Source organism: Allobosea sp. FBZP-16 (assembly GCF_002831785.1).
GTDB classification, from domain to species: Bacteria; Pseudomonadota; Alphaproteobacteria; order Rhizobiales; family Beijerinckiaceae; genus Allobosea; species Allobosea lupini.
Map to the genome: position 1 here is coordinate 17,456 of NZ_LNCQ01000026.1, position 11,334 is coordinate 28,789.

Consider the following 11,334-nt stretch of genomic DNA (forward strand, 5'->3'; position numbering starts at 1 on the left):
GTGGAATGAGGTTCAAAGCACCACCACCTTCGAACCCGCCGGAATCCGATTGTAGAGGTCGATGACGTCCTGATTCATCATCCGGATACAGCCGGACGAAACGGCCTCGCCAATCGTACTCGGCTCGTTGGTTCCATGGATCCGGTACAGCGTATCCTTGCCGTTCTTGAAGAGGTAGAGCGCGCGGGCGCCGAGGGGATTGGTGTCGCCGCCAGCCATACCGCCGGCCCATTTGGCGTAGCGGTCCGGTTCGCGCTTGATCATGTCGGTCGTCGGCGTCCAGCGCGGCCATTGCGCCTTGCGTTCGACGGTTGCCGTGCCCTGGAACTCCAGCCCCTCCTTGCCGACGCCGACGCCGTAGCGCAGGGCCTTTCCGTTCTCCTGCACCAGATAGAGAAAGCGCTTGCGCGGATCGACGACGACGGTTCCCGGCTGGTGCGTCGTTTGGTAGTCGACCAATTGCCTGAGATTGCGCGGCCGGAGGTCTTCCAGCGCGACTTCAGGAACGTGAAACTTCTCGTTCGTCAGGGCGGCATAGCGCTCGGCCTCCGCGGGGCTGACCATCGCGACTGGCGCAGCAGCCTGCGGCGGTGGCGCCGCGACGGTGGTGCAAGCGCCGACCGAAAGGGCGAGTGCGAGGAACGCGGCGACCGAACGAGCCGAGGGCAAAGATACTGTCATCGAATTCTCGTTTGAGGTGTTGATCGGCATTTCGTCAGAAGCGTTATCGCGCATTGAGCTTGGCCCGCGCGTCGGCGACGACTTGCTTGAAGCCGTCATAATTCTGGGTCGAAGTGCGGAACGGGCCGATCAGATAGGCAGGCGTGCCATCGATGCCGATCGAGTCGGCCTGAGCGAGGTTTCGCTTCAGCAATGCCGTGATCGCGGCGCCATGCTTGTCGAGGTCGGCCTGCAGACGAGGCATATCGACGCCCGAGGCTTTGACCGCCGCCAGCATCGCTTCCTTGCCGATGCGCATTCCCGGAATGCCCATCAAGGCCTTGTGGGCGACCTCGTAGCGATCCTGGTATTTGGCGGCGAGAGCGAGCTGCGCGCCATAGACCGAGGCTTCGGTCAGAACCGGCCAGTCCTTGTAGACAAGGCGGATTTTGCCGTCGGTCTTGACGATGCGTTCGAGGTCAGGAGCCGACTTCTTGCAGAATGGGCAATTGTAGTCGAGGAACGCGACGATCGTGACGTCGCCCTTGGGGTTGCCCGCCGTTGGCGCTTCGGGATCGTTGAGAATGGCCTTGGTGTCGATGCTTTGCGCGAGAGCGGGCGTGGCGAATGCCAGCGCGTTCACCCCTGACGCGATCACACTTGCAGTAAGCTGGAGGAAATGTCTGCGATTCATGATTGGCTCCTGTGAGACGTGGTGGAAACGAGTGCCGGTGCGCGGCGCGATCACGCGCCCGCGCGATCGAGGGCGCGGTTGAAATCATCGAGAGAGATCGCGCCGATCATTCGGTCGGAGCCGATTTCACGGCCCGACTTCGCGTCGAGGAGAAACATCGTCGGCGGGCCGGCGACCGCGAAGCGCGCCATCAGGCCCCGGCTGTCGCCGTCATTGGCCGTGACATCGGCCTTGATCACCGTGAGCCGCTGAAGCCGCGCCTGTGTGGTGGGATCGAGAAACAGTGTGCGCTCGTTGGTTTTGCAGGTGACGCACCAATCGGCGGAGAAGGCGACAAGCACGGGCTGGCCAGCCGCCTGAGCTCCAGCAACAGCGGCATCGAAGGCGGCCGAAGATGTCACCGAGCGAATGTCGAGCGCAGCCGCCTGCTGCGCCGCGCCGCCTATGAAAGCGAGCGGACGAAGAGGGTCGGATGCGCCTCCCGCAAACCCGATCAGCAAGGCCACGCCATAAACCAGAAGGGCGAAACCGGCCGCCTTTCCGGCTCGGATGACGCCTCCGCTCGCCTGAGAAATCTGGTCGAACGCCCCGATGAAGACGGCCGTGCCAATGGCTAGGGCCGCCCAGAGCGCCAGCGCGGTCGTCTCGGGGATAACACGCGAGATCATCGAGATTGCCAGTCCGATGAAGACGAAGCCGAAGGCTTGCTTGACCTTGACGAGCCAGGGTCCCGAACGGGGCAGCAATCCCGAACCGAAAGTGCCGAAGACGATCAGCGGCAGCCCCATGCCAAGTCCGAGAGAAAACAGCGCGCCGGCGCCACGAGCGAGGTCGCCGGTCTGTGCGACGTAGAGCAGCGCGGCTGCCAGCGGCGGCGTCACGCAGGGGCCGACGATCAGCGCCGAAGCGAAGCCGAGCAAGGCGGCGCCCGCAATCGAGCCTCCGCGCCCTGTCGAGGCGCCTGTCAGACGGGTCGTCCAGGAGGCGGGAAGCTGAAGTTCGTAGAAGCCGAACATCGAGGCTGCGAGACCAACGAAGATCAGGCTCATCAGGCCCAGCGCCAAAGGGGTCTGCAACGCAGCCTGGAGGTTCTGCCCCGACCAGGCCGCGGCCGCTCCCAGCGCCGCATAGGCGAGCGCCATGGCGAGCACATAGGACGACGACAAGGAGAAGCCGCGCCGCGCCGTCAGCGTGCCGCCCGATCGCGCCAGCATGCCCGACAGGATCGGCACCATCGGGAACACGCAAGGCGTGAGGGCCAGCAGCAGTCCGAACCCAAGGAAGCTCGCCAGCATCGCAGCCAGGCCGCCGGTCAGCGCTGGATTGGCTCCGCCGGTCTCTGCCTCGCGCTTCACCGCCGGCGTCGGCGCTTCTGGCGCCTGCGCCCAAAGACTGGTCGCTGCGCCGCGGCCGGCGTCGACCTCCACCGATCTCCGAACGGCCGATGTGGCCAGATCGATCGTCTTCGTCACGGGCGGGTAGCAGATGCCCTTTTCGGCGCAGCCCTGATATACGACGTCGACGGTCGTTGCGGAGCCCGGCAAATCGGCCCGTAAAATCCCGGCTTGCGCCTTGTCGCGGTAGATCTCGGTCGGGCCGAAGGTCGGGTCATCCTTGCGTTCGCCGGCGTCGGTCGTCACCGGCAGGGGCTGTCCATCGGCGGTTCTGACGGCGATCTTGTCGCGGTACAGGTAATAGCCCGGCTTGATAGTCCAATCTAGACGAAGGCCCTTCTCGGCGTCGCGGGACACGCCGAGGCGAAAGGCCTCCCCGACCGGAATCGGCGTCTGCGCGACGCTTGCTGCCGGGATCAAGGCAACGGCCCAGAGAAAAGCCGCGATGATCCTGTTGGAAATGGCGCTCGACATGGAGACCCCTGACCGGTTGATGGGACGGTCAGGTCGGAAACCAACCTTAAGCCAGCCTTAAGCCTCGGCTGCAGTATCGAGGGCGAAGGAGATCAGCATGCGCATTCTCGTCGTCGAAGATGACCCGGTCCTCGCCAATGGTCTGAAAATCGGCCTCGGACTTGCTGGAGCGACCGTCGATCTGGCCGAGACCTGCGCGGACGCGCGGGCCGCCCTCGAAACCACCGCCTATGACGCCGTCGTCCTCGACGTGATGTTGCCCGATGGATCGGGCCTGTCGGTCCTCAAGGCGATGCGATCGGGCAAGGACCGGACGCCAGTCCTGCTCTTGACCGCGCTGGATGAGGTTTCCGATCGTATCGCCGGTCTCGACACCGGCGCCGACGACTATCTGGGCAAGCCCTTCGATCTCGACGAACTGGCTGCGCGGGTGCGCGCGGTCGCGCGCCGGGGAACCGGGCGTGCCGAGCCGTGTCTGAGTGCCGGCGGCATCGTTCTCGACCCGTCGCAGCTCGCAGCGACGGTCGGCGGGACGCCGGTGAACCTGTCACGCCGCGAGTTCGCGGTCCTGTCGGCCTTGATGGAGCGCCCGGGCACGATCCGCTCGAAATCCGAGATCGAGGATCGGCTTTATGGCTGGCAGGAGGAGGTCGAGAGCAACGCGATCGAGGTCCACATTCACAACCTGCGCGCCAAGGTCGGCCGCGACGCGATCGAGACCGTGCGCGGTCTGGGTTACCGCATGAGGCCATCGGCATGACTTCGCTGCGAAAGCGTCTTTTCCTCATTCTCGTCGCCGCAACCGGGGCTATCTGGCTCAGCGCGGTCGTCTGGATCTATGTCGGTGCCAAGGCCGAGGTCGAGCAGGTGCTCGATACGCGGCTGCAGGAGGCCGCGCGCATGGTGAGCTCGCTGGTCGGTTCTGGCGAGGTCGCCGCCTCCCGCGCGATCGCAGCCGTTCCCGGCCTTTCGCCGGAGCCTGCGAGCTATGAACGCCAGCTCTCCTGCCAGGTCTGGTCGCTGGACGGCCGCCTTGTCGCCCGTTCCAGCGGCGCACCGGATGCGCGGCTGGCCGAAAACGCCAGCGGCTTTTCCGATCGCGTGGTCGAGGGCGAAACCTGGCGCGTTTACGCCGTTGAGAACGTCGCCACCGGCGTTCGGGTCATGGTCGGCGATCGGCTCGGTCTGCGTGAGCGGTTGGTTGCAGACCTGATCAAGGGTTTGATCGCGCCCGCCTTCCTGATTGTGCCGTTGCTTGGGTTGCTCATCTGGGTGAGCCTGGGTCGAGGTTTGCGGCCGCTGAACGCGATGGCCGACCAGTTGCAGGTGAGAGCCGCCGACGACATGAGTCCGATTGCCGTTGGCAACGTCCCAGTCGAGGTCATGCCACTCGCTCGCTCGCTAAACGCGCTATTCGCCAAGGTGGAGCTGGCGCGCCGACACGAACGGGATGTGACCGCCTTCGCCGCGCATGAATTGCGTACGCCGCTCGCTGGCCTGAAAACGCAGGCCCAGATCGCGATCGCTGCAACCGACCCGGCCATGAAGGAGGGCGCATTGCGGCAAATCCTCGTCTCGGTCGACCGCACGACCCGCCTCGTGCGGCAGCTGCTCGCGATCGCGAAGCTCGACGCCCATGGCGTCGCGCCAGACGGCGAACAGGTGATCGTCGGCGATCTGCTCGACGAAATTATCGCGGCCCTAAAACCATCGAACACCGCCATCCAAGTCGACGTGGAGCCCGCCCTTCATTCGTTCAGAGTTCGCGCTAACCGCGAGATCCTGTCATTGGCGCTCCGCAACCTCCATGAGAACGCGCTTCAACATATGCCGGGCGGAGGCACCGTCTCATGGCGCCTATCGCTGGACGGACAGGGCGTGATCGTGGAGGACGAGGGGCCTGGAATTCCCGATGACGAGCTTCCGCTCGTGACGCAAAGATTCTTCCGGGGCCGGCACAAGACCGTCGCGGGCACAGGGCTCGGGCTCGCGATCGTCGCCATCGCTATCAACCGTCTCAGCGCGCGGTTCAGCTTGCAAAATCGCGATGGCAGACGCGGCGTCTCCGCTACGATCAGTTTTGAAGAGGCCCGTCGCGCCAAAGAAGACGCTCTGGCAGGGCCATAAAAGTCTTGTCGCTCATTCAAAACGGCCGCGAGCGGTGTTGCACCGATGGCGTCGCCCCGCAGCTGCCTATCATGGCATTTGAGACGCCAATGCCAACCTTACCTCCTGCCAAACCGTCCATGAGCTTGATCGCTGTGCCGTCAAACGCATAACGCCGACGATCGCGGGATCGGCCATATGACGAGCGTCATATGGCTTTTCCAACAAGTGCTCCAACGCCTGCCGTGAGGGCCATTGCGAAGGCCCCCCAGAATGCTACCCGGATGGTAGGCCGCAAAATCGCAGCACCGCCGGCCTTTGCCCCCAATGCGCCAAGCGCAGCCAGAAAGATCAATGACGTCACCGACACGATCGCGACAAGCTGGCTCGGTGAAGCCAGCGTCGCGGCGATGATCGGCAGCAAAGCGCCGACCGAGAATGTCGCCGCGGATGTCAGCGCTGCCTGTATCGGCCTTGCTGTCGTAACGTCGGTAATCCCAAGCTCTTCACGAGCATGAGCGCCGAGCGCATCCTTGGCCATCAGTTGCTCGGCGACCTGACGCGCCAGGCCCTGAGAGACGCCACGTTCGACATAGATTTGCGTAAGTTCTTCGGTCTCCAGTTCGGGCTGACTTGTCAGTTCCATCCGCTCGCGTGCGAGGTCGGCGTTTTCCGTATCGGACTGAGAGCTGACGGAGACGTACTCGCCCGCTGCCATTGACATGGCGCCAGCCACGAGGCCAGCCACGCCGGCAACCATCACCTCTCCCGATGAACTCGCGGCAGAAGCAACGCCGACCATAAGACTGGCCGTTGAGATAATGCCGTCATTAGCGCCCAGAACGGCGGCGCGCAGCCAGCCGATCCGCGCAACGAGATGATTTTCGGCGTGAGTCATTCTCATGAGCGGCGGCCTTCATTACTGGGATCGCGTGGGCAGGGCGTTACAATTTGTCACTGGATCAACGACACAAAAGCAATAAACAAGGGGCGGCAAAGCATCGGCTTTCATGAAATCAGATGGAGTCTATCGTGAACCGCAGAAACTTGCTCGCGAGCGCCGGCATTCTTGCCACGGGCACCATGGCCGCTCGCTACGGCTTTGCCCAGATGTCCAGCATGCCTGGCATGCAACACGGTGGTGCGGTCCCGCCGAAAACCGTGATCCAGCCGATCGAAGGCCAACCCTTGCCGATGCTGAAGGAAGTCGGCACAGGCGCGAATGGGGAGCTGGTCGCAGAACTTCGTGCATCGCCTGCTTCCGCTGAAATCGTTCGCGGGATGAAGACGCCGATCCTGGCCTATAACGGCATGAGCCCGGGGCCCTGCTTCGTTGCCCGGGAAGGCGATCTCGTCCGGATCACCTTGGTGAACGCAATTCCAGGACAGGAGAGCACGATCCACTGGCACGGGATGCCAGTTCCCGCCGAACAGGACGGAAATCCGATGAACCCGGTCACGAGCGGCGAGAGGCGGACCTATGAATTCCGCCTTCCCGAAGGAAGCGCGGGATCCTACTGGTATCATCCGCACCCGCACAAATTCACCGCTGAACAGGTTTATAGGGGCCTCGCCGGCGCCTTCATCGTCAAGCCGCGCGGCGAAGATCCCGTTCCGGCGGCCTTTGGCGACACGCCGCTCTTTTTTACTGACATGCGTCTGGCGTCGGACGCGACCATGCCCGCGAGCACGCCGGTCGATTTGATGAACGGACGGCAGGGCGATTTCGTTCTCGTAAACGGGGCCTACAAGCCAGAGCTCAGCCTCGAAGCTGGGACCCGCCGGCGCTTTCGTCTCTACAATGCATTGAACGCCGGTTATCTGCGCATCAGTTTCGGCGGCATCAAATTCGCGCTCATCGGCTCGGACGGCGGGCTCCTGGAGGCGCCGGTTGCCGATATGACAGAGGTTCTGCTGGCGCCTGCCGAACGTGCCGAGGTGCTCGTTCCATTCGATGGAAGCCAACGATCGGTCACGGTCCAGAGCCTGACCTACGACCGCGGCTGGATGGGACCCGGCGCGCCGTCGGCCGCCGCCGTCGACCTGATGACGATCTCCGTCACCGGCTCCGCTGCGGCCTCCATCCCGCCGCTGCCTTCCAAGCTGCGCGCCATCGCCGACCTCGGCGCCTCAACGATCACCAAACGCTTCGTCTTCGGCGAGACGATAAAGATGGGTGGCCCCGGAGGAATGAGCATGACGTTTTTGATCAACGGCAAGGTCTTCGAACCGGGACGGATCGACGAGACGATGAAGGTCGGCCAGCCTGAGATCTGGGAGATCGTCAATCCGACGGATATGGATCACCCGTTCCATATTCACGGCACCCAGTTCCAGGTCATCGACACGGAGAAATCTGGGACGCGCGTCGCCGCGCCTTTCAAGGCCTGGAAGGACACGGTGAACGTTGCGAGCAAGGAAACCGTCCGCATCAAGATCGTCCAGGACATGCCCGGGGACCGGATGTATCACTGCCACATATTGGAGCACGAACATCTCGGCATGATGGGGACCCTTCGCGCAGGTGCGTAGGGACGAGATCGATCGACCAATTGAGCCAGCCAGCATGGCGTCTGATCGAGAGGCTCGCTCGGGTGGTCCTGTCGGTTTCATGTGCGCGGTAGCGTCGGCAGGCCAAACCTGCTGACACCAAATCTCATGGGGTGCGGCCAGCCCTGATCACGCTCGCAGCCAGAACAGCGACGCAGCCGCCGATGAGGGCGCTGGCGGCCCAGATCATCGGCGCTTGGAGACCGAACGCCAGGATTGCCGCCGCCGCAACGACGGCCAGGATCGCCAGCGCGAGAAATTCGTCGTCGATGAACATGCCGACGAACTCCCGCAGGACAAGGCGGAAGATCTGCATCAGGCGAACTCCTGCCGTTGGCGGCGGATGATGGCGGCGAGCCCCAAGCCCGTCGCAAGGAAGAGCGCCGCGAAGGCCAGGATGGCCAGGTCCCGTCCCGGCCATGCGATCCCGAGGCCCTCGCCGGTCCAGAACAGGCCGAAGGCCGAGAGCATGACGCCCACGCCGAATTTGAGCGTGTTCTCGGGGATGCGCGCGAGCGGCTTGCGAACCACGAGCCCGATCGTCAGCACGAGCAGGCATGCCGCAAGCGCCCCGAGGCTCGCCGGCCACAGCAGGCCTCGGCCTGCGCCGACCGCGATGACGATGAAGACGACTTCGACCCCCTCCAGCACCACTGCCTTGAAGGCCGCCAAGCCAGCGATCCAGTCGAGATGCTTCTCCTGTTGACGGGCCAGGTCGGTCAGTTGCGCCGATTCTCTGGAGAAGGCGAGCGTTTCGTCGTGAAGCGGGATGATGCCGGCCGAACGCAGGATCGCCTTTCGCAGCCAGCGCAAACCGAACAGCAGCAGAAGCACGCCGACGAAAAGCTGCAACGCCTGGATCGGGACCTGATCCAGGACGGGGCCGAGCGTCAAGACGAGGGCAACCAGAAGGGCGAGACCAGCCACGGCCCCCGTCAAGGCAGGCCGCCAGCCGCGAACCGTGCCGACCGCGAGCACGATGGTGAACGCTTCGACGACCTCGACCAAAGAGCCGAGAAAGGCTGCGGAGATCGCGGGAGCGGCAGTGGCCCATGTCGTCATGGTCGCCTACTTTCGGATGGAGATGGCCTTCTGGCCATCGGCCTGTCACGATGGCAAACGCCCGATCCGTGACGATGTCGTTTTTTATATGTTACGACCGTAACAATCAAGAGGTTCAATGCCGACTCTCGAATGGTTGCTGTTGACCTACAAGGTCCCGACAGAGCCTGCCCGCAAACGCGTCTCGATCTGGCGCAAGCTCAAAGGCATGGGCGCGGTCTATCTGCAGGGGGGCGTCTGCGTGCTGCCCAAGACCGACGACCATCTGCGCCGTCTGAAAATGCTCGAAAACGAGATCGCCGAGGCCGAGGGCGAGGCCCTGCTACTGGCAACAATCGGCCTTGACCAGAAGCAGCAGGACAAGATCATCAGTCGTTTCAATGCCGATCGAGACGACGAATACAAGGAATTCATCGAGAAGTGCGTCGCATTCGAGGCGGAGATCGCATATGAGACCACAATTCAGCACTTTACCTATGCGGAACTGGGGGAAAACGAGCAGGAGCTGACCAAGTTCAAAACCTGGATCGCCAAAATCCAGAAGCTCGATTTCTACGGAGCTCCCCTCAACAAGGAGGCAATCGAACGGTTGGTCCGATCGGAGGCCATCCTCGATGCCTACGCGCATAACGTATTTGCCGCTCAAGCCGAGAACAGGCCCGCAGGGGAGCCCGGGCCGCCTTAGCAGCCGGCGATATCTTCGCCATGGCGACTGCCCGACTTCCCGAAAAATGGCGAAGGGATTCCTCCCTCCGCCATTCTCCCCGGCGCGCTATCCTGCGATGGCATTTGGGGGGCTGTCCGCAGAACGACGCTCCAAGCGCGGCCGTTCATCATCCAGCGGCGAATGTCACCGCCATGAACCGTGATCCATCGGCTGTCTTAATTTTCAGCAGTGCGGCCTTCTTTCCGTCCTTGCGAGCCTGCTCCAGCCCCGACTTGACCTGTTCGGGCCTATCGACCGGCTTTCCCGCGACCTCGAGGATGATGCTGCCTTCCGCCAACCCCTTGGCGGCGCCCTGCCCATCGGGATCGACGCCTACGACGACGACACCGACGTCGCCGGCCCCCGGCACGGCCTTCGCAGGCGCGAGCTTCACGCCGAGGATCGACTTGGCGTCGGGGGACGAGGAATCGGCCTTCGCCTGTCGCTCGTCGTTCTGGACTGCGAGGGCCACATTCGCAGTCAGTTCCTTGCCGTCCCGCAAGTAGGTGAACTCGGCCTTGTCGTTCGACTTCATGGCGCCGACTTTGCGGGTCAGTTCCCGAGCGTCCTTGATCGTGACGCCATTCATCTTTGTAATGACGTCGCCCGATTTGAGCCCTGCGGCCGCGGCTGGCGTGCCGGGCTCGGCGGTGTCGATGAGCGCGCCGGCTGCTGTCGGCAATCCGAGACCGTCAGCCAGATCCTGAGTCACCGGCTGCACGCGCACGCCGAGATAGGCGCGATTGACCCTGCCGCCATGCTCGAGCTGGTCCACGACCGAGGTGACGGTGGAAGCGGGGATGGCGAAGGCGAGACCGACGCTGCCCCCCGACGGCGAGAAGATCGCCGTATTCACGCCGACGACCTCGCCCTTGAGATTGAAGGTCGGCCCGCCGGAGTTGCCCTTGTTGATCGGCGCGTCGATCTGGAGATAGTCGTCATAGGGTCCCGAGCCGATGTCGCGGCCATGCGCCGAGACGATCCCCGCGGTGACCGTGCCACCGAGGCCGAACGGATTGCCGATTGCTACAACCCAGTCGCCGACCATCGGGGCCTCGCGAGCGAGCGCGACAAAAGGATAGTCGCCCTTGGTGGCGACCTTCAGCAGCGCAAGATCGGTCTTTGGATCCGTGCCCACGACCTTGGCCGCGAGCTCGGTTCCATCGCTGCGGGTGATCGTCACCTCCTTGGCATTCTCGACGACATGATTGTTGGTCACGACATAGCCGTCCGCCGAGATGAAGAAGCCCGAACTCTGCGCCATAGCCGGCGCCTGCCGCGCGCGAGGAGACGCCGGCGACTGGTCCTGTTGGCCGAAGCGCTTGAAGAATTCCTGGATCTGCGGCGGAAGGTTGTCGAGTTGTTCCGACAGATCGGCGGTTTTGGTGATGCCCGCATCGAGCTTGACCTTCACCGAGACGACAGCGGGTTTCACCCGCTGCACGACCGTCGAGAACGACGGCATAGTCTGAGCTGCGAGGTCGCTGGTGACGACCTGGGCTGCGCGCGCGTCATGCGCACCCGCGAAAGTCATGACGCCATAGGAGCTGCCGGCCAACATGGCCAGTGCGGCGACGGACGCCATCCAGCGTTTACGGGATGACAAGGTTGAGGTGTTCTTCGAGACTGCCATGATGGATCTCCGTGGCGTTGACTGGTCGCCAGCGCGGCCATGAGAAATGGTCTAG

The 11,334-nt window shown here is 63.5% G+C and carries 11 protein-coding genes; 4 read left to right on the forward strand and 7 right to left on the reverse strand.

Annotated features, from left to right (window positions below; translation table 11 throughout):
- Window positions 1–12 precede the first annotated feature (12 nt).
- Genes CXY91_RS13875 through dsbD form a run of 3 tightly spaced genes read right to left on the reverse strand, consistent with a single transcriptional unit; the run spans window position 13 to window position 3,222 of the window.
- A complete protein-coding gene (locus CXY91_RS13875) occupies window positions 13–735 on the reverse strand; it encodes a L,D-transpeptidase (RefSeq protein ID WP_465246860.1) in 723 nt (240 codons plus the stop codon).
- Complete coding sequence (locus tag CXY91_RS13880) at window positions 725–1,354, reverse strand: DsbA family protein (RefSeq protein ID WP_054211085.1); 630 nt, start codon at window positions 1,352–1,354, stop codon at window positions 725–727. The genes CXY91_RS13875 and CXY91_RS13880 overlap by 11 nt, the downstream gene beginning before the upstream one ends.
- A gap of 50 nt (window positions 1,355–1,404) precedes the next feature.
- The gene (dsbD, locus tag CXY91_RS13885) at window positions 1,405–3,222 is read right to left on the reverse strand and encodes a protein-disulfide reductase DsbD (protein WP_054211084.1); all 1,818 of its coding nucleotides are present in this window, start codon (window positions 3,220–3,222) and stop codon (window positions 1,405–1,407) included.
- Between the two features lie 97 nt (window positions 3,223–3,319).
- Between dsbD and CXY91_RS13890 the strand changes: the two genes are divergently transcribed.
- Both CXY91_RS13890 and CXY91_RS13895 read left to right on the forward strand, forming a co-directional pair.
- Window positions 3,320–3,982: a response regulator gene (locus tag CXY91_RS13890; protein ID WP_054211083.1), complete on the forward strand. Its 663-nt coding sequence runs from the start codon at window positions 3,320–3,322 to the stop codon at window positions 3,980–3,982.
- The gene (locus CXY91_RS13895; RefSeq protein ID WP_054211082.1) at window positions 3,979–5,349 is read left to right on the forward strand and encodes an ATP-binding protein; all 1,371 of its coding nucleotides are present in this window, start codon (window positions 3,979–3,981) and stop codon (window positions 5,347–5,349) included. Before CXY91_RS13890 ends, CXY91_RS13895 begins: the two co-directional genes overlap by 4 nt.
- Window positions 5,350–5,536: 187 nt before the next feature.
- Here the strand turns inward: CXY91_RS13895 and CXY91_RS13900 are convergent, their stop codons facing one another.
- A complete protein-coding gene (locus CXY91_RS13900; RefSeq protein WP_054211081.1) occupies window positions 5,537–6,232 on the reverse strand; it encodes a VIT1/CCC1 transporter family protein in 696 nt (231 codons plus the stop codon).
- Between the two features lie 128 nt (window positions 6,233–6,360).
- Between CXY91_RS13900 and CXY91_RS13905 the strand changes: the two genes are divergently transcribed.
- Window positions 6,361–7,860, forward strand: coding sequence for a multicopper oxidase family protein (locus CXY91_RS13905; protein WP_054211130.1), 1,500 nt, complete (start codon window positions 6,361–6,363; stop codon window positions 7,858–7,860).
- 124 nt (window positions 7,861–7,984) lie between these two features.
- On the opposite strand, the gene CXY91_RS13910 is transcribed toward CXY91_RS13905, so the two are convergent.
- Window positions 7,985–8,194 carry a hypothetical protein gene (locus CXY91_RS13910; RefSeq protein WP_054211080.1) on the reverse strand — a complete coding sequence of 70 codons (210 nt, stop codon included), beginning with the start codon at window positions 8,192–8,194 and terminating at the stop codon, window positions 7,985–7,987.
- Window positions 8,194–8,940, reverse strand: coding sequence for a COG4280 domain-containing protein (locus CXY91_RS13915; protein WP_054211079.1), 747 nt, complete (start codon window positions 8,938–8,940; stop codon window positions 8,194–8,196). The genes CXY91_RS13910 and CXY91_RS13915 overlap by 1 nt, the downstream gene beginning before the upstream one ends.
- Before the next feature lie 118 nt (window positions 8,941–9,058).
- Between CXY91_RS13915 and CXY91_RS13920 the strand changes: the two genes are divergently transcribed.
- The gene (locus tag CXY91_RS13920; RefSeq protein WP_054211078.1) at window positions 9,059–9,625 is read left to right on the forward strand and encodes a Chromate resistance protein ChrB; all 567 of its coding nucleotides are present in this window, start codon (window positions 9,059–9,061) and stop codon (window positions 9,623–9,625) included.
- Between the two features lie 148 nt (window positions 9,626–9,773).
- Here CXY91_RS13920 and CXY91_RS13925 read toward each other — a convergent pair whose 3' ends face one another.
- Complete coding sequence (locus CXY91_RS13925; RefSeq protein ID WP_054211077.1) at window positions 9,774–11,279, reverse strand: Do family serine endopeptidase; 1,506 nt, start codon at window positions 11,277–11,279, stop codon at window positions 9,774–9,776.
- Between the last annotated feature and the right edge of the window lie 55 nt (window positions 11,280–11,334).

Coding starts and splice junctions, on each gene's coding strand:
- CXY91_RS13910 (WP_054211080.1), bottom strand. CDS start 8,194: ATGCAGATCTTCCGCCTTGTCCTGCGGGAGTTCGTCGGCATGTTCATC.
- CXY91_RS13880 (WP_054211085.1), bottom strand. CDS start 1,354: ATGAATCGCAGACATTTCCTCCAGCTTACTGCAAGTGTGATCGCGTCA.
- dsbD (WP_054211084.1), bottom strand. CDS start 3,222: ATGTCGAGCGCCATTTCCAACAGGATCATCGCGGCTTTTCTCTGGGCC.
- CXY91_RS13900 (WP_054211081.1), bottom strand. CDS start 6,232: ATGAGAATGACTCACGCCGAAAATCATCTCGTTGCGCGGATCGGCTGG.
- CXY91_RS13920 (WP_054211078.1), top strand. CDS start 9,059: ATGCCGACTCTCGAATGGTTGCTGTTGACCTACAAGGTCCCGACAGAG.
- CXY91_RS13875 (WP_465246860.1), bottom strand. CDS start 735: ATGCGCGATAACGCTTCTGACGAAATGCCGATCAACACCTCAAACGAG.
- CXY91_RS13915 (WP_054211079.1), bottom strand. CDS start 8,940: ATGACGACATGGGCCACTGCCGCTCCCGCGATCTCCGCAGCCTTTCTC.
- CXY91_RS13925 (WP_054211077.1), bottom strand. CDS start 11,279: ATGGCAGTCTCGAAGAACACCTCAACCTTGTCATCCCGTAAACGCTGG.
- CXY91_RS13895 (WP_054211082.1), top strand. CDS start 3,979: ATGACTTCGCTGCGAAAGCGTCTTTTCCTCATTCTCGTCGCCGCAACC.
- CXY91_RS13890 (WP_054211083.1), top strand. CDS start 3,320: ATGCGCATTCTCGTCGTCGAAGATGACCCGGTCCTCGCCAATGGTCTG.